The sequence below is a fragment of the Thioalkalivibrio versutus genome, from assembly GCF_001020955.1.
Taxonomy (GTDB): Bacteria; Pseudomonadota; Gammaproteobacteria; order Ectothiorhodospirales; family Ectothiorhodospiraceae; genus Thioalkalivibrio; species Thioalkalivibrio versutus.
Genome location: NZ_CP011367.1, coordinates 1184379 through 1201906 on the forward strand (window position 1 = coordinate 1184379; position 17528 = coordinate 1201906).

Here is a 17528-nt window from a genome sequence, read left to right on the forward strand (position 1 = left end):
GCGACCAGATGTCGGTGTCATCCGGGGGTGGAACGGGGCCGGCCACGCGCCAGCGCTGGGCGCTGGGTGTCGAATACGATGGCCGCGGGCTGCTGGGCTGGCAACGGCAAAAGGATGGTCCGAGCGTCCAGGGCCACCTGGAGGCGGCGCTGGGCTTCGTGGCGAATCACCCGGTGGAGCTGAACTGTGCCGGGCGTACCGATGCGGGCGTCCATGCCACCGCCCAGGTGGTGCACTTTGACACCCCGGCACAACGCGAACCACGCGCCTGGATCCTTGGAAGCAACAGTCGTCTGCCGGGTGCGATTGCGCTGACCTGGGCGCAGCCGGTACCCGATACCTTCCACGCCCGGTTCGGCGCGTTCGGGAGGCGCTACCGCTATGTGATCGCGAATCGCGAGATCCGTCCGGCGCTGGAGGCCGGGCGGGTATCGTGGTGGCGACGGCCGCTGGATGCCCGGCGCATGCATCGGGCCGGTCAGACCTTCGTGGGGGAGCACGATTTCAGCAGCCTGCGAGCGGCGGCGTGCCAGGCCAAGTCGCCCGTGCGGCGGGTGCATTCGCTGTCGGTGAGCCGGCGCGGCTCCTACGTCATTCTGGATATCCACGCGAATGCCTTTCTGCACCACATGGTGCGCAACATCGCCGGCGTTCTGCTGGCGGTGGGGGATGGTCGGGCCGAAGTGGGCTGGCCGATGGAGGTTCTGGCGGCGCGGGATCGGCGCGCGTCGGGGATCACCGCGCCGGCCGGCGGGCTCTATTTCGTGCATGTGGATTATCCGGTGGAGTTCGAGCTGCCGATCACCGCGGGGCCGGTCCTCGATGGCGTCCCGGGGAATGCGCAGGGGTGATTGCGGGAAAGCCGGATCGCGTGCCGGGTTCTGGTAGGCTTTGCGACCGGATAGAGGAGGCCGGCGGGCGCATGCGTTATCGGGTGAAGATCTGCGGAGTGACGAGCCCGGAACAGGCACGTGCCGCGGCGGCGGCTGGGGCCGATGCCATCGGGCTGGTGTTTCATGCAGCGAGTCGGCGGGCGGTAGAGCCGGCGCAGGCCGCGGCCATCGCGGCCGCGCTGCCCCCGTTCGTGACCACGGTGGGATTGTTTGTGGACCCGGATCCGTCACGCGTCGAAACGGTATTGCAGACGGTAGGGCTGGATTGCCTGCAGTTTCACGGGCACGAGACGGCGCCGTTTTGCGCGCGCTTCGGGCGGCCTTATCTGAAGGCCATCGCCATGGGCGAAGGGCAGGATCCACGGCCGGTGATGGAGCAGCACCCGGATGCCCAGGGGTTTCTCCTGGACAGTCATGGCGGGGGGCGCAGCGGCGGATCGGGGCATCGCTTCGATTGGCAGCGGGTCCCCGACGCACTGGAACGGCCCTGGCTGCTGGCCGGGGGGCTGGATTCGGACTCGGTGCGCGCTGCGCTGGAACACCTGCGTCCGTACGGGGTCGATGTGAGTTCCGGGGTGGAATCCGCGCCCGGAATCAAGGATGCACGACGCATGCGGGCCTTCGTGCAGGCGGTGCGTCAATGCGAGGTAGAGACTGATGAACAAGATTGACTGGGCGGCTTTCCCGGATGCCCGTGGGCATTTCGGGCCGTATGGCGGGCGCTTCGTGTCCGAGACCCTGATGGGGGCGCTGGACGAGCTGCAGGCGGTATACGAGCAGTACATGCAGGATCCCGACTTCCTGGCGGAGCTGGATCATGACCTGAAGCAGTTCGTTGGGCGGCCGAACCCGCTCTACCACGCCGAGCGCATGTCGCGGGAACTGGGTGGGGCGCAGGTCTACCTCAAGCGCGAGGATCTGAATCACACCGGCGCGCACAAGGTAAACAACACGATCGGCCAGGCCCTGCTGGCCAAGCGCCTGGGCAAGAAGCGAATCATCGCCGAGACCGGTGCCGGACAGCACGGCGTCGCGACGGCCACCGTGGCCGCGCGGCTGGGGCTGGAATGCGTGGTCTACATGGGCGAAGAGGACACCCGGCGCCAGACACAGAACGTCTATCGCATGCGCCTTCTGGGCGCCGAGGTGGTGGCGGTGAAATCCGGGACCCGCACCCTGAAGGACGCGTTGAACGAGGCGATGCGCGACTGGGTGACCAACGTCGACGACACCTTCTACATCATTGGGACCGTGGCAGGGCCGCACCCGTATCCGGCGATGGTCCGGGACTTCCAGGCGGTGATCGGCCGCGAGGCGCGCGAGCAGCACCTGGCGATGACTGGCCGCCTGCCGGATACCCTGGTCGCTTGTGTTGGCGGCGGGTCCAATGCCATCGGGCTGTTCCATCCGTTCCTTGGCGACGAGTCGGTGGAAATGATCGGGGTCGAGGCCGGGGGCGACGGGGTCGAGACCGGGCGCCACTCTGCGCCGCTGTGCGCCGGGCAGCCGGGCGTTCTGCACGGCAACCGGACGTACCTGATGGAAGACGAGAACGGCCAGATCATCGGCACGCACTCGGTCTCGGCGGGCCTGGACTACCCGGGCGTCGGGCCGGAGCATGCGTGGCTGAAGGACATCGGCCGGGTGAACTACGTGTCGGTAACGGATGACCAGGCGCTGGCCGGCTTCCACCGCATGACCCGCACCGAGGGCATCATCCCGGCGCTGGAAACCAGTCATGCGATTGCCCATGTGCTGGACCTGGCCCCGCAGATGCGTCCCGATCAAAGCATCATCATCAATCTGTCCGGGCGCGGCGACAAGGACCTGAACACCGTGGCCGAACGCGAGGGGATTACGCTATGAGTCGCATCGAGCAGCGTTTTGCCGAACTGCGCGAACAGAATCGCGCGGCGTTGATCCCGTACGTGACGGCGGGCGACCCGGAGCCGGGGGCCACCGTACCCCTGATGCATGCATTGGTGGAGGCCGGGGCCGACCTGATCGAGCTGGGCGTCCCGTTTTCCGACCCGATGGCCGATGGCCCGGTGATCCAGAAGGCCTGCGAGCGGGCCCTGCGTTTTGGCACCGGGTTGCGCGACGTGCTGGCGATGGTGGCGGAGTTCCGCAAGACCGACACCACCACGCCGGTGGTCCTGATGGGCTACCTGAATCCGGTCGAGCGCATGGGGTACGAGACCTTTGCCCAGACCGCGAAGGCGGCCGGGCTGGATGGGCTGCTGACGGTGGACCTGCCGCCCGAGGAGAGCGAGGACGTGGTGGGACTGCTGGAGCAGGCCGGCATCGATCCCATCTTCCTGATCGCGCCCACGACCTCGGAGGCACGTATCGATCATGTGGCCCGGGCGGCGCGCGGTTTCGTTTACTACGTATCGCTGAAGGGCGTGACCGGTTCGCAGACCCTGGATACCTCGGCACTGGCCGCGCGCCTGGAAGGTCTGCGTCGCCACACCGGGCTGCCGTTGGGCGTGGGCTTCGGCATTCGCGATGCCGAGACCGCAGGGAGGGTCGCGCAGGTGGCCGATGCCGTGGTGGTGGGCAGCGCGATCGTGCGCCTGGCCGAGGAGCACGACGGCGATGCCGACGGCTTCGCCCGTGCGGCGGCGGCGGTGGTCAGCGAGATGCGTCATGCCATGGATGCGGCGCGCTCCCCGGGCGCGGCAGCCACGGTGTAGAATGCGCGGCGCCGATTCGAATTACGGGGAGACGGCATGAGCTGGTTCGAGAAGTTGATGCCTTCGCGCATCCGCACCGACAATGCGACCAAGCGGGGGGTCCCGGAGGGCCTGTGGGTCCGTTGCGAGGGCTGTGACGCGACGCTTTATCGCCCCGAGGTGGAACGCAACCTCGATGTCTGCCCGAAATGCAGTCATCACCGCCGCATGAGCGCACGCCGGCGCCTGGAGACTTTCCTGGATGCCGAGGGCCGCGAGGAGATCGCGGCGGATATCGAATCCTCCGATGTCCTGAAATTCCGCGATTCCAAGAAGTACAAGGATCGCCTGGTGGCTGCCCAGCGGGCCACCGGCGAGCGCGATGCCCTGATCGTGATGCAGGGCCAGCTTCTGGGGCGCCCCTTGGTGGCGTCTGCCTTCGACTTCCGCTTCATGGGCGGTTCCATGGGCTCCGCGGTGGGCGAGCGCTTCGTGCGCGGCGCCAACCGCTCGCTGGAACAGGGCATCCCGCTGGTGTGCTTCAGTGCCTCCGGTGGTGCGCGCATGCAGGAGGCGTTGTTCTCGCTGTTGCAGATGGCCAAGACCAGCGCGGTGCTGGCGCGCATGCAGGAAGAACGCATCCCGTTCATCTCGGTGATGACGGATCCGACCATGGGGGGTGTGTCCGCGAGCCTTGCCATGCTGGGTGATCTGAACGTGGCCGAGCCGAATGCCCTGATTGGCTTTGCTGGGCCGCGCGTGATCCAGCAGACCGTGCGCGAGACCCTGCCCGAGGGCTTCCAGCGTTCGGAGTTTCTGCTCGAGCATGGCGCGATCGACATGATCGTCGATCGCCGTGACATGCGCAGCCGTCTGGCTGCGGTGCTGGGCATGCTGACCCACGCCCCGGCGCCGGGCGCCGACCCAGCCGCAGATGAGGCGGAGGGCGAGGGGTCCGTCGAGGTTATCAGTCCCGAAAACGGGGCGGACGGCGAGCGCGTCGACGCGCCGCGCCCCGCCTGAGGCAGCCGGTGCGCTTCACGACCCTGGCGCAGTGGCTCGCCTTCCAGGAGCAACTGCATCCCGTGGGAATGGATCTGACCCTGGAGCGCATTGCCCTGGTGGCCGATCGCCTGGGGCTGCGTGGGGCCGACAGACCGCCCACCGTGATCGTGGCCGGGACCAACGGCAAGGGGACGGTGGCGACGCGCACCGCGGCCCTGCTGCAGGCGCAGGGGCTGAAGGTCGGCCTGTTCACCTCGCCGCACCTGCTGCGCTACAACGAACGCATCCGCATCGACGGCGAGCCCGTCTCCGATGCCGCCCTGTGCCGTGCCTTCGAGGCGATCGACCAGGCTCGCGGCGAGGATTCCCTGACCTATTTCGAATTCGGTGCACTGGCCGCGGTCTGGCTGTTCCGCGAGCAGGGAGTCGCGGTACAGGTGCTGGAGGTGGGGCTGGGCGGGCGCCTGGACGCCGTCAACATCTGGGATGCCGACGTCGCTGCGATCACCGCGGTGGACCTCGACCATCAGACCTGGCTGGGCGACAGTCGCGAGGCGATCGGCCGCGAGAAGGCGGGTATCATGCGCCCCAATCGCCCGGTAGTGCTGGGCGAGCCCGAACCGCCGGCCAGCGTGCTGGAGCATGCCGCACAACTGGGGGCGCAGGTCCTGCGCAGTGGGCGTGATTTCGCCCTGACGCGCGACGCGACGACGCTACGATGGCAGTGGCAGGGGACGGCGCGCGAATGGCGGGTCGAGGGCGCAGCCGCCCGGATTGATGGTGCGGCGCTCCTGAACACGGCTACGGCCCTCGCTGTGGTCGAATCACTGGGAATGGCCCGGGGGCTCGACGATGCTGTCGTCAGTCGGGCCCTGGCGATCTCGGCGCCGGGGCGTCTGCAGCGGCTACACGGCGAGCCGGAATGGCTGCTGGATGTTGCCCACAACGTGCATGCGGTCAACGAACTCGCGCGCTGGCTGGAGGCGCATCCCGCCCCGGGCGCGGTGGTGGCCCTGGTCGCCGTCATGGCGGACAAGGAGCGTGCCGCCATGTGGAGTCGTCTGGATGGCCTCGTCGATGCCTGGGTGCCAGTCCCGCTGGACCTGCCGCGGGCATTGCCCGCCGCGGCGCTGGCCACCGAGTTGGAGGCGAGCGGACAACGCCGGGTGTCCCGCGTGGATGACGTCGCGGCGGCCATCGCAGAAGCAACGCGTTGCGCCGGACCTTGTGGCCGGGTGGTGGTGTTCGGTTCGTTCTACACCGTGGCGGCGGTACTGGAGCAGTCGCAGGACCTGGCCGAGCTGGCACTGTCCGGGCAGGCCGAGGCGCTTGGTGGTGCGGGCGAGGTTGTGCATGCCCTTTGAGCGTCAGGAGCGTCACGCCCGACGGCTTGCGACGCCGGCGCGAGCGAGCGTACTGTCACAGGCGTGTAGTGTTTCCTTAACTGGCCCTGGCGCCGCCCTCGGATGACCGCATGACCAGCAGCGACAATCCCATCCGCTTTCGCCTGGTTGGCGCGGTCATCCTGATCGTGCTGGCGGTCATCTTTTTGCCCTGGTTGTTCGACGGGGCAGGTTACGAGTACATGAGCGGGATCGATGACCCGGTGCCCGCGGCGCCCGCCTTTGCCGAGCCCGATATCGCCCTGCCATCGGAGCGCCCGGCTGCACGTCGGGACACGGCACCCGCCGCGCCGGCGGCGGAACGCGACAGGCCGGTTGCCGAGTTGCACAGCCTGGAGAACGGCGAGGGCGCGCGGGCGGCCGCGGGGGAGCAGGGAGGTTCCGCGGCCCGCCAGGACGTGCCGGTGCGCTCGGTCGAGCCAGACGAGCCGGTGCAGGCCGGGTGGGCGGTGCAGGTCGGGAGCTTCCGCGGCGAGGACAACGCGCGCGAGCAGGCGGCCCGCTTGCGCGACACGGGCTGGCCCGCCTTCATCGATGACTCCATGGCCGATGGCCGCCCGATTTACCGGGTGAAGGTCGGTCCGCTGGCGCAGCGCGAGGAGGCCGTGAAGCTGGGCGAACGGCTGCAGGACGAGCTGGAGTTGTCCGGTATCGTGGTGGCACACCCCTGATGGCCATGACGACCGGGGCCCCCTGCGAGGAACCGATGGCTGGGGTAAACTACGCGCCCTTTCAGCACGCGATGCCGGCCCCGTGAACTGGATCGACCTCATCATCATCGCCCTGATCGTTGTGTCAGGGCTGATCAGCCTTTTCCGTGGCTTCGTGCGCGAGTCCTTTTCGCTCGCCACGTGGATCGTGGGCGTGTGGCTGGGTATCCGCTATGCGGCCGAGGTGGCGGAACAAATCCCCCAGGCGGTGTCGGATGCCACCCTGCGCCTGGGCATTGGCTTCGCCCTGATCTTTATTGGCGTCCTGATTGTGGGCGGCATTCTCGGAGTAGTGGCCAACCGCCTGGTGAAGGGGACCGGGCTGACCGGTACCGACCGCTCGCTGGGCGTGATCTTCGGGCTGCTGCGCGGTGTGCTGCTGGTGGCGGTGCTGATCTTCCTTGCCTCGCTGACCTTGATGCCGGACGAGTCCTGGTGGGAAAACAGCCGCCTGATCCCGGAGTTCGAGCGCCTCGTGGATTGGCTGATTGCCCAATTGCCGGAAGGCTGGCAGGAACAGATCCATGATCTGCTGGCGAGTGACGAGCCGGTCGAAGAAGTAATCCCCGAAGCCGACGAGCCGGCGACGCCCTAGAAGCGAGCTGCAAACGGCATTTGCAGCGCAACGTGTGCTGACAGGCCGTGAACGGCTTTGGTCAGCGTTTGCAAAACCCTGGAGCCTGAAACCGTATGTGTGGAGTTGTCGGAATCGTCGGGCGCAGCCCGGTGAACCAGCCCCTTTATGACGCCCTGCTGGTCTTGCAGCACCGGGGCCAGGATGCCGCAGGCATTGTGACCTGTGACGATGACGGGCGGCTGCATCTGCGCAAGGACAATGGTCTGGTGCGCGATGTGTTCAACAACCAGCACATGCAGAGCCTGACGGGCCATATGGGTATCGGCCACGTGCGCTACCCGACGGCCGGTTCGTCCAGCTCGGCCGAGGCGCAGCCGTTCTACGTGAACTCGCCATTCGGGATTACGCTGGGGCACAACGGCAACCTGACCAACGCGCGCGAGCTCAAGCAGGCGCTGTACGCCACGGATCGGCGGCACATCAATACCGATTCGGACTCCGAGATCCTCCTGAACGTCTTCGCCCAGGAGCTGCTGCGCTTCCTCGACAACGGGCTGACGCCGGATTCCGTGTTCGATGCGGTGGAACGCGTGCATCAGCGGGCGGAAGGCGCCTACGCGGTGGTCGCGATGATCGCCGGGGGCGGTTTGCTGGCGTTCCGCGATCCGCACGGCATTCGACCCATTGTTTATGGCTCGCGCGAGGCCGAAGAGGGCGGGCGCGAATGGATGGTCGCCTCCGAAAGTGCCGCGCTGGAGTCCCAGGGCTTTGATCTGGAGCGGGACCTGGCACCGGGCGAGGCGGTGTTTATCACGCCGGACGGCGAGGTCAGCACGCGCGTGTGTGCCGAGGGGACTCGCCTGAACCCGTGCATCTTCGAGCACGTCTACTTCGCGCGCCCGGACTCGGTGATCGACAACGTGTTCGTCCACCGCGCGCGCATGCGCATGGGGACCGCATTGGGTGAAAAGATCCGGCGCATCTGGCCGGATCACGACATCGACGTGATCGTGCCGATCCCCGACACCGGGCGTACCGTGGCGCTGGAGATGGCGCACGAACTGAACATCAAGTACCGCGAGGGGTTCATCAAGAACCGCTACATCGGGCGTACGTTCATCATGCCGGGCCAGACCAAGCGGCGGAAATCCGTGCGCCAGAAGCTCAACGCGATCTCGCTGGAGTTCCGCGGAAAGAACGTGATGCTCGTGGACGACTCCATCGTGCGCGGCACGACCTCGCGCGAGATCGTGATGATGGCGCGCGAGGCCGGGGCGAAGAAGGTCTATTTCGCCTCGGCCGCGCCGCCGGTGCGCTATCCCAACGTGTACGGGATCGACATGCCGGCCGCCGACGAGCTGATTGCCCACGGTCGGGACGAGGCCCAGGTGTGCGAGGCGATTGCCGCCGACCGCCTGATCTACCAGGACCTTGAAGACCTGCAAAAGGCCGTGCGCCGCGGCAACCGGAACATCCAGGAGTTCGACTGCTCGGTCTTCACCGGGGAGTACGTGACTGGACTGCCTCCGGACTACCTGGAACACCTCGCAGCGCTGCGCGGTGACGGGCTGGTGAACACGCCGGTCGCCGGCGAGGTGCTGGATCTGGCCAACAAGAAGTAGACGCGAGGTGCTCTTGCCCAGTCTCCAATGGATCGAACCCGTCGTCCGGGATGCCCGCGAACGAGCCCCCAATGCGGATGATGTCCCGGTGGTGGTGGTCCGGGTGGATCAGCAGCGGCTGTACGTCTGGGAGGCCGGGCGGGTGACGGAGATCTTCGATGTATCGACCTCGGCGCGGGGGGTGGGTTTCGAGGAGGGAACCTTCAAGACGCCGCTGGGCCTGCATCGGATTGCCGAGCGCTTCGGTGACAGCGCGCCGCGGGGCACGATCTTCCGTGCCCGCGGCAACACCGGCCAGATCGCGGAAATCCTGACCGAGCCGGGCGCGCAAAGCCCACGCGACAACATCACCTCGCGGATCCTCTGGCTGGAAGGCCTGGAGCCGGGCATCAATCGGGGCGGCAATGTGGATTCGCTGCGCCGGTACATCTACATCCACGGGACCGACGAGGAGGGACGCATTGGCGAACCGGCCTCGGAGGGCTGTGTGCGCATGCGCAACGATGAAGTGATCGAGCTGTTCCCGCGCCTGCCGGTCGGGACGCTGGTGATGATCCTCGAGGGTCCGGCCGTGCCGGACCTCAGTCGCCCGCCCGGCTGACAAGCCAAGTACCCGGACGGGCGCGTCCGCCATCTCCGGTACCGATCTGAAAGGCGCATCTCCGCTCGGGTATATCGTCGCTTCGTTCGGCCCTCCCCAATCCCTCCTGCCAGCGCGGATCCCTCGCCGATGCGTTCTTGTGCCGGGGAACTCCCCTGCATGGAACGGTTCTGAATACCTACGTTAGCATTCCGTGATCTTTCTTCATTCTCCTGCTAGAATGAGGGAATTATTCCCGACTACCATTGTCAGGTAAGTAAGGAATTATTCTTGACAGGCGTTGTCAGGAATTAAGAATGGATGCCAGCCTGCGAACGGATGTCGAGCAGGACACATACTCAAGGTTATTCGGAGGCAACAAGCATGAAACTCTCAACCAAGGGCCGCTATGCAGTGACGGCCATGATGGATCTGGCGATTCACGACCGGATTGGTCCCGTGACGCTTGCCGACATCTCGCAGTGCCAGGGCATTTCGCTGTCCTACCTCGAGCAGCTGTTCGCCAAGCTGCGCAAGGCCGATCTGGTGGAAGGCGTGCGGGGCCCGGGTGGTGGTTATCGCCTGGCCAAGCGTGCGGACCAGATCAGCATTGCCAACATCATTACGGCGGTGGATGAATCCGTCGACGTGACGCGCTGCAAGGGCCACAAGGACTGCCAGGACGGCGATCGCTGCCTGACCCACGAGCTGTGGGACGACCTGAGCCAGCAGCTCTACGACTTCCTCGACGGGATTACCCTGGCGCAGTTTGCCAACCGTCCCGAGGTGCAGAAGGTCGCGCGGCGTCAGGACGAGCGGCGCGGTGCGCGGCACCACTTCATCTTCCGTAACGACGCGGCATAAGGCGTTATTCGGGGCGATTCGCTCACGCGGATCGTGGACAGAAAACGGGGCCGTCCGGGTCAGACAGACCGGGCGGCCCCGAGTCGTTTTGGGGCGCCGGAAACACGGGCGCGCACTACGCGTGGGCAGGGTCCGGTCGGGGCGCGGGTGGCTTCCCGCGCGGTACCGCGTACAGCAGGCCGCGCAGGTGACGCAAATCCTCCTGGCGTTGTTCGGGCGTCAACGGGGCGAAACGCTGGCGGTTGTAGGCCTCTGCGAAGGCCTTCAAGGATTCCCTCAGATCCGGGCGCGCCCGTGCGACGCGGCGGGACCAGGCATCCACAGGCTCGTGGGCCTGGCGGGCCAGGCGGCGGTCGTGGCGCGCGATGCGAAGCGATAGTTGTTGCAGCACGCGATCGGCGGGCGCGTGCCGCTGGCGCGGCCGGCGCAGCCATACCCAGGTCAGGGCGATCAGCGCCAGGCTGCCGAACCCAACCCCCAGCGCGATCAGGACCGAGCGCCAGTCCTGCGAATCCAGCCCGAGGCGAGCGAACAGCTCGCGCTGGCGTTCGGGGTCGAAGGCCAGCACCCAACTCTCCCAGCGAAAGCGTACGAAGTCGCCCCAGTCGTCCATCCCGAAGCGCGCCCGCTGCAGCCAGGAGAGCCCCTCCCCGCGGCGAAGAAAGCCGGGTATCTCCTCGCCGGTGTCGCTGGCCAGCCCGGGCAGCCCCTGTTCGATGCGTTCGGGTGCGATGGCGGCGGTGGGGTCGACCCGGATCCAGCCTTCGCCATCCAGCCAGACTTCGTTCCAGGCGTGGGCATCGGCGTTGCGCAGGCGCAGGTATTCGCCACGGGCCTGCCATGCTCCGCCCTGGTAGCCGGTGACGACGCGGGTCGGGATATCGGCCGCGCGCATCAGCACTGCAAACGCGGAGGCATAGTGCTCGCAGTAGCCGGCCTGGGTCTCGAACAGGAAGGTGTCGGTGGTGTCGTCTTCGAGTCGTGGCGGCTGGAGAGTGTAGCGGTATGGCTCGGCGCTGAACTGTTGCAGGGCCGCCTGGATGATGGCCCGATCGTCGTCTCCGTGGGTGGCGCGCCACAGGGCGACTTCGGCCCGCGACCGGGGCGCGGCGGAAGGCGGCAGGTGCAGTGCGCGGGTGCGCTCCTGTGGGTCCAGTGTGGGTTCGCCCGCTCCGGGCGGGGTGGTCAGGGCGGCCTCGGCGCTGTACTGGATGCGGCTGGTCACGGGGCGATCGCGCAGGACCTGGTAGTTCGCGCGCAGCTCGGCATCCTCGGGCAGGGTGCTTGGGTAATCCAGCATCGGCAGATAGCGCGCTCGGGTGGGCTCCAGGGTGGCGGTGTAGCGGATGACGTTGTCGGTGTCGGCGGCCGTGGGCTGGATCAGCGAGCGATTTTCGTCCGCGGACCAGCGCCGGCCATCGAAGTCCGTCATGACCAGGGCGCGCCAGTATTGCGCCCGCAGGGGCGGCACTTGGCGGTCGAATTCGACCCGCAGCGCGGTCGATTCGTCCTGCAGCAGGTTGGCGATATCGCCGGGATTGAGCTCGCCGGACAACCCGGTGCGCGCGGTCTGCTCGCGTTGTGGGTCGCCCCACAGCGGACCCTCGACGCGCGGGAAGACGAAGAACAGGATCAGCATGAAGGGCAGGGCATGCAGCAGCATGGCGCCCGCCTGCCGCGCGAGGCGCGGGCGGGGGATCACGCGTCCGGCATGCACCTGGATCAGCGCGGCGGTGAGCAGCCAGGTGGCCAGGAGCGAATAAGCCGCGATCAGGATGGATTGGTCGAAGAAATAGGTGGTGACCACCACGAAGTAGCCGAGGAACAGTGCGATCACGATGTCGCGGCGGTTGCGGGTCTCCAGCAACTTGAAGGCGATCATCACCAGCAGTAGCGCGGTGCCGGCCTCCTGGCCGAATACGGTGCCAAACTGCGCGAAGGTCAGGCCGCCGGCGATCACGGCCAGCACGCTCATCACGCCCAGGGAAGGCGCGGGGCGGCCCGTGCCCAGCAGCCACGCCCGCGCGGCGATGGCGAGCACGACCAGCGCGGTGATCCACGGTGGCTGATGCCAGACGTGTGGCAGGGCGGCGACCGGCAGGGCGACCAGGGCCAGCTCCAATCCGCGCAGATTCGTGTGGTCTGCAGGCCTGGCGGTCTTGTCTCTCATGGGCCCGGCTCCGGGTTCATTTCGACCGGGGTGCTGCGGAACCGCGCAAGGGCATGCAGGCAGTGATCGCGGTGAATCACTCCCTGGGCCGGCTCCAGGGCCTGGTCGGGCAGGCGCAGGCCGAAGACGCGGCCCTCGGCATGGGCCGCGAGTACCTGATGGCACAGCATGGACAGGCGGGTCTCGGTATCGGAGGCGGGCATGGCCCCCCATTCCAGCCACAGGCGATCACCCTGGCCGCTGGCGAATTCACGGACATGCAGCTTGCCGCTGCGGGCGAAGGCCTTCCAGACGATGCGACCGGGTGGATCGCCTGTGCGGTAGGGGCGGATCTGGTCGGGCGCATCGCCCTCGCGCCGGTCGTGCGCCCCTGCGGCTTCTTCGCCATCGTCCCCGGCGGTGTGTCCCGGATCGATCGGCGCCGGGTAGACCACGATCTCCGGCGCCAGGGTCAGCCAGCTCCAGACCTCCAGGATGCCCAGCGGGTAGCGTGTGTCCAGCCGCTGGCGTGGCAGGCGGTAGACGCCGCGTGCGAGTCCGGGCAGTTCCAGCTGTGCGGTATGGGTCCCCTGTGCCGGGACCGGGAAGGGGGCGCTGGTGTGCGTACCGATGCGCAGGACCAGGGCCTCGCGGGCCCGTCCAGCGGTCTCGCTCAGGCGTAGCGGGAGGGTCAGCGGTTGACCGGCAAATACCGCAGGGACGGGCAGGGTGGAGACCTGCAAACCCAGCAGGTTGCGATGGGTGTACCACATGGCGTTATGGCCGATGCCCACCAGCAGGAAGGTCAGCAGGAACGCCATGTTGTTGGAGTAGTTGATCGATCCCAGGAGCATCACCAGGATGATGCCGAACAGGGTGTACCCGGCACGCGTGGGCAGGATGTAGATGCGGTCGCGCCCGAGGTGCGCCTGGTCGCCATCGTGTGCGTGGCGCCGGGTGATCCAGCGGATGGCATCGTCGCGCAGGCGGGCCATGCGGCCGCGCGAGCGGGCGGGTCCGGTCACGGAGTCGGGACGCATTCCATCAGGCGCGCGACCGTGCGTTCGGGGGCCTCCGGCTCGCGTGCGCGCACCCGATGCCCGGCAACGGCTGGCAATACGTGGGCGATATCGTCGGGTGTCGTGTAGTCACGGCCCTCCAGGAAGGCGTGGGCCCGGGCCGCACGCAGCAGCCCCAGCCCGGCACGCGGTGACAGGCCGTGGGCGAAGCGCGCTCGGTCGCGGCTGGCACTGATCAGGCCCTGGAGATAGTCGAGGACCTCAGCGCCGGCATGGACCTCGGCCACCCGGTCCTGCCACTCCCGCAACTGGTGCGGGGCCACCAGGCGGGGCGGGGTGGGGTGGCTCTCCGCCACCGGTGCGGCCGCGGGGGCGGGCCCGCTGCGTTCCAGCAGGGCCCGTTCGGCGCCGGCGTCCGGGTAGCCAAGCTGGATGCGCATAAGGAACCGGTCGAGCTGGGATTCCGGCAGCGGGTGAGTGCCGACCTGCTCCTCCGGATTCTGGGTGGCGATGACGAAAAACGGCACCGGCAATTCGCGGGTGGCGCCCTCCACGCTGGCCTGGCGCTCTTCCATTGCTTCCAGCAGGGCACTCTGGGTCTTCGGGGGCGCGCGGTTGATCTCGTCGGCGAGCAGGACCTGGGTGAAGATCGGCCCGGGGTGGAAGCGGAACTGGCCGCTGGCCTGCTCGAAGATGGAGACGCCGAGGACATCGCCGGGCAGCAGGTCACTGGTGAACTGCACGCGCTGGTACTCGAGGTTCATCGCCCGGGCCAGGGCGTGGGCCAGGGTGGTCTTGCCCACCCCGGGCACGTCCTCGATCAACAGGTGCCCATTGGCCAGCAGGCAGGCCAGCGCCAGGCGGACCGGCTCGGGTTTGCCAAGGAGGACCTCGTTCAGTGCGTGTTCTACCTGTTGCAGGGCGTCCTTGGCCGATGACATTCGAGCCTCGTTGTTGGTTGCGGCGGATGGATTGGCAGTCTGCCTTGAAGAGTTCTTCACCGGCGAATGGTTCCAGGTGCCAGGATGCGGCTACCATGAAGGCTCGTTTTCCGCGAGTCACGCGATGGATTCCACGGCCGCCAGTGCGGAACCCCCGTTCGAATATGATGCCACAGTCGATCCCGCGCCCCGGCTGCGCCTGTCGGGGCGGCTGGATGTGCATGCCGTAGAGCAACACTGGGGCTCGCTGCGGCGCCGTGCCCGCGATCTGGGGCAGCAGGCGGCGGGTGCGGTGCTGGTGGACCTGCGGGGCGTCGAGTATTGCGACGGGGCGGGGGCGGCGTTGCTGCATGCGCTGGAGCAAGACTTTGCGCGCGCAGATGCGGAGGTCCGGTTCGAGGGTATGGGCCGGATGGTCGAGGAGCAGCTTGCCCCGTACCGCGAGCTGGATGCGGTCGAGCCGGCTCGCGCCGCCGATGGACGTGGCTGGTGGCAGGGCTGGATGGACGGCGTGGACCGGGTAGGGCGTGCGGCACACTCGCAGTTCAGCTTTGTCGGCGAGTTGACCCGAGCCGTGGGCAGTGCCCTGCGCCACCCGCGCCAGGTGCGGTGGGGCGATACCCTGCGGGTGGCGGAGGCGGCGGGCTTCCAGGCCTTGCCGATTGTTTCGCTGATTGCCTTCCTGCTGGGCGTGATCCTGGCCTTTCAGTCGGCGATCGCGATGCGCCAGTTCGGGGGCGAGATCTTCGTGGCCAACCTGGTGGCGGTCTCGCTATTCCGCGAACTGGGGCCGTTGATGATGGCGATCCTGCTGGCGGGGCGTTCGGGCGCGGCATTCGCGGCCGAGATCGGCACGATGAAGGTGAACGAAGAGGTCAACGCCCTGAAGACAATGGGGCTGGATCCGGTGCGTTTTCTTGTGTTGCCGAAGGTGCTCGCGGGGTTGCTGGTTGCGCCGTTGCTGGCCCTGTACGCGAACATGATCGGGCTGATCGGCGCTGCGGTGGTGATGCAGGGCTTCGGCATTCCCTGGGTGGCGTTCTTCAATCAGGTGACGTCCGCGCTGTCACTTTCGGACCTTTTTTCCGGGCTGGTCAAGGCGGTGGTGTTCGGCCTGGTGGTCGCCGGGGTAGGCTGTCTGCGCGGATTGCAGACCGGTAGCGGGGCTGCCTCGGTCGGGCTTTCCACCACCAGCGCGGTAGTGACATCCATCATTCTCATTGTGGTGCTGGACGGCGTGTTCGCCGTGCTGTTCTACCATCTGGGGGTCTGAGGCATGACCGACGCGGGCATGACCGTCCCGGATGGCACGCAAGGCGAAGTGGTTATCCGTGTTCGCGGGCTGACCATGGGTTTCGATGACCTTGTGCTGATGCGCGACCTGAACTTCGATGTTCGCCGGGGCGAGATCTTCGTCATCCTGGGGGGCTCCGGTAGTGGCAAGAGCACGCTTCTCAAGCACATGATCGGGCTTAACCGGCCGCAGGCCGGGCATATCTGGGTAGCCGGGTCGGATATCGCCGAAGCGGAGGGCGCGCAGCGCGAGGCGATTCTGCGGCGGGTCGGCGTTATGTACCAGATGGGCGCATTATTCGGGTCGATGACCCTGCTGGAAAACGTGCGTCTGCCGCTGGAGGTGCATACGAAATTGCCGCGCCAGGCGATGGACGCCATCGCGCGCGCCCGTCTGCAGCTGGTGGGGTTGGGTTCGTTTGCCGATTTCATGCCCTCGGAGATCAGCGGTGGCATGCAGAAACGCGCGGCCATCGCGCGCGCCATGGTGCTGGACCCGGAGGTCCTGTTCCTGGACGAGCCCTCGGCCGGGCTGGACCCGATTACCTCGGCGGACCTGGATCGGCTGATCCAGCGCCTGGCGCGGACCCTGGGCATGACCATGGTGATTGTCAGCCACGAACTGGCCAGCATTTTTGCGATTGCCGACCGGGTGATTATGCTCGACAAGGAAAGCCAGGGGATTGCAGCCGAGGGCGACCCGGCGACCCTGCGTGACACATCGAATCATCCGTGGGTGCAGCGGTTCCTGCGGCGGACGGATTCCGACGAAGAGAGGCCCGCATGAGTGCCCGACATCATTTCCGGCTGGGGTTGTTCATCCTCGGCGGGCTGGCGGCCCTGGTGGCGGCATTGCTGATCCTGACGGCGGGTAACCTGCTGCGTCCGTCCATCCAGATCGAGACGTACATGGATTCCTCGGTGCAGGGCCTGGAGGTGGGCGCGCCGGTGAAGTTTCGCGGCGTGAACATCGGGGAGGTCACTGATTTGACGTTTACCTCGGTGGTGTATGAATCCGACGTGCGCCCGCGTGATCGCCGGCGCTACGTGATGGTGCGGGCACGGCTGTATCCGGACCGTTTCGCCGCCAGTGCACAGGAAGGCGAATTCGAGAACCGTATTCTCGAGAGCCTGATCGACGCGGGTCTGCGCGTGCGCATGGCGGCGCAGGGGATCACCGGCATGAACTACCTGGAGACGGATTTCTCCGACCCGGAGAATCATCCCCCATTGGCGCATGACTGGGAGCCGCATTCGATCTATGTCCCGTCGGCGCCCAGTACCGCAATGCAGTTCCTCGAATATGCAGAAAGCCTGCTCAAGCGCATCGACGAGCTGGATATCGAGGGCGTCGTGGATAACCTGACCAGCCTGCTGATCACGGTGGACACCGCGCTCAGCGAACTGGATACCGGGCGCCTGGCGGAACAGGCGGATGAAATGATCGAAGAGCTGAAGACCACGACCCGCACGGCGAACCGGGTGATGGAGTCGGTGGAGCGTCTGGTCGAACACCCGGATACCCAGGCCCTGCCCAGCGAGACCCGCGCCGCGCTGCGCGAGCTGCGCGAGACCGCCGAGGCCGCCGATGTCGGACGTCTGGTGGACCGGATGGATTCGATGGTGGAGCGCCTGAATCGTGGAATGGACGTGAGCGAGGGCAAGTTGCTGGAAACCCTCGACGAACTGCAGGCCGCGATGGGTGGATTGCGTAGTCTGTCGGACGATGTTCGCCGTAATCCGGGCGGTGCACTGTTTGGTGCGCCGCCGCCGCGCAGCACGATGGACGAGGAGTAA

The 17528-nt window shown here is 67.1% G+C and carries 17 protein-coding genes; 14 read left to right on the forward strand and 3 right to left on the reverse strand.

Annotated elements, in window-relative coordinates:
- The first annotated feature begins 8 nt into the window (after nucleotides 1–8).
- From truA to iscR, 11 genes are all read left to right on the forward strand, one after another.
- A complete protein-coding gene (truA, locus tag TVD_RS05505) occupies nucleotides 9–851 on the forward strand; it encodes a tRNA pseudouridine(38-40) synthase TruA (RefSeq protein ID WP_047251023.1) in 843 nt (280 codons plus the stop codon).
- 71 nt (nucleotides 852–922) lie between these two features.
- Entirely contained in the window at nucleotides 923–1564 is a 642-nt protein-coding gene (locus TVD_RS05510) for a phosphoribosylanthranilate isomerase (protein WP_018937749.1), read from the forward strand.
- Entirely contained in the window at nucleotides 1551–2759 is a 1209-nt protein-coding gene (gene trpB, locus TVD_RS05515) for a tryptophan synthase subunit beta (protein WP_047251024.1), read from the forward strand. Before TVD_RS05510 ends, trpB begins: the two co-directional genes overlap by 14 nt.
- Nucleotides 2756–3589, forward strand: coding sequence for a tryptophan synthase subunit alpha (gene trpA / locus TVD_RS05520; protein WP_018650236.1), 834 nt, complete (start codon nucleotides 2756–2758; stop codon nucleotides 3587–3589). The genes trpB and trpA overlap by 4 nt, the downstream gene beginning before the upstream one ends.
- 36 nt (nucleotides 3590–3625) lie before the next feature.
- The gene (accD, locus tag TVD_RS05525) at nucleotides 3626–4591 is read left to right on the forward strand and encodes an acetyl-CoA carboxylase, carboxyltransferase subunit beta (RefSeq protein WP_018169612.1); all 966 of its coding nucleotides are present in this window, start codon (nucleotides 3626–3628) and stop codon (nucleotides 4589–4591) included.
- Nucleotides 4592–4599: 8 nt separating this feature from the next.
- Complete coding sequence (folC, locus tag TVD_RS05530; protein ID WP_047251025.1) at nucleotides 4600–5937, forward strand: bifunctional tetrahydrofolate synthase/dihydrofolate synthase; 1338 nt, start codon at nucleotides 4600–4602, stop codon at nucleotides 5935–5937.
- Nucleotides 5938–6047: 110 nt separating this feature from the next.
- Nucleotides 6048–6647, forward strand: coding sequence for an SPOR domain-containing protein (locus TVD_RS05535; protein WP_047251026.1), 600 nt, complete (start codon nucleotides 6048–6050; stop codon nucleotides 6645–6647).
- 82 nt (nucleotides 6648–6729) lie between these two features.
- Nucleotides 6730–7281, forward strand: coding sequence for a CvpA family protein (locus tag TVD_RS05540; protein WP_047251027.1), 552 nt, complete (start codon nucleotides 6730–6732; stop codon nucleotides 7279–7281).
- A 95-nt stretch (nucleotides 7282–7376) separates the two neighbouring features.
- Entirely contained in the window at nucleotides 7377–8885 is a 1509-nt protein-coding gene (gene purF / locus TVD_RS05545) for an amidophosphoribosyltransferase (protein ID WP_018169616.1), read from the forward strand.
- Nucleotides 8886–8898: 13 nt separating this feature from the next.
- Complete coding sequence (locus tag TVD_RS05550) at nucleotides 8899–9486, forward strand: L,D-transpeptidase (RefSeq protein ID WP_047251916.1); 588 nt, start codon at nucleotides 8899–8901, stop codon at nucleotides 9484–9486.
- A 363-nt stretch (nucleotides 9487–9849) separates the two neighbouring features.
- On the forward strand, nucleotides 9850–10329 hold the full coding sequence (gene iscR / locus TVD_RS05555) for a Fe-S cluster assembly transcriptional regulator IscR (RefSeq protein WP_018145846.1): 480 nt from the start codon (nucleotides 9850–9852) through the stop codon (nucleotides 10327–10329).
- A 115-nt stretch (nucleotides 10330–10444) separates the two neighbouring features.
- On the opposite strand, the gene TVD_RS05560 is transcribed toward iscR, so the two are convergent.
- From TVD_RS05560 to TVD_RS05570, 3 genes are read right to left on the reverse strand one after another with little or no spacing between them, the layout of a single operon-like run.
- Nucleotides 10445–12451: a transglutaminase TgpA family protein gene (locus tag TVD_RS05560; RefSeq protein WP_205622095.1), complete on the reverse strand. Its 2007-nt coding sequence runs from the start codon at nucleotides 12449–12451 to the stop codon at nucleotides 10445–10447.
- A gap of 44 nt (nucleotides 12452–12495) precedes the next feature.
- A complete protein-coding gene (locus tag TVD_RS05565; protein ID WP_047251029.1) occupies nucleotides 12496–13518 on the reverse strand; it encodes a DUF58 domain-containing protein in 1023 nt (340 codons plus the stop codon).
- Nucleotides 13500–14438, reverse strand: coding sequence for an AAA family ATPase (locus tag TVD_RS05570; protein WP_018951743.1), 939 nt, complete (start codon nucleotides 14436–14438; stop codon nucleotides 13500–13502). Before TVD_RS05570 ends, TVD_RS05565 begins: the two co-directional genes overlap by 19 nt.
- A 124-nt stretch (nucleotides 14439–14562) precedes the next feature.
- Between TVD_RS05570 and TVD_RS05575 the strand changes: the two genes are divergently transcribed.
- Genes TVD_RS05575 through TVD_RS05585 form a run of 3 tightly spaced genes read left to right on the forward strand, consistent with a single transcriptional unit; the run spans nucleotide 14563 to nucleotide 17528 of the window.
- Nucleotides 14563–15711, forward strand: coding sequence for an MlaE family lipid ABC transporter permease subunit (locus tag TVD_RS05575; RefSeq protein ID WP_018937739.1), 1149 nt, complete (start codon nucleotides 14563–14565; stop codon nucleotides 15709–15711).
- A 3-nt stretch (nucleotides 15712–15714) separates the two neighbouring features.
- Nucleotides 15715–16518 (forward strand): ABC transporter ATP-binding protein, encoded by an 804-nt coding sequence (locus TVD_RS05580; RefSeq protein WP_019563526.1) that lies wholly within the window; start codon nucleotides 15715–15717, stop codon nucleotides 16516–16518.
- Nucleotides 16515–17528, forward strand: coding sequence for an MlaD family protein (locus TVD_RS05585; protein ID WP_019594098.1), 1014 nt, complete (start codon nucleotides 16515–16517; stop codon nucleotides 17526–17528). The genes TVD_RS05580 and TVD_RS05585 overlap by 4 nt, the downstream gene beginning before the upstream one ends.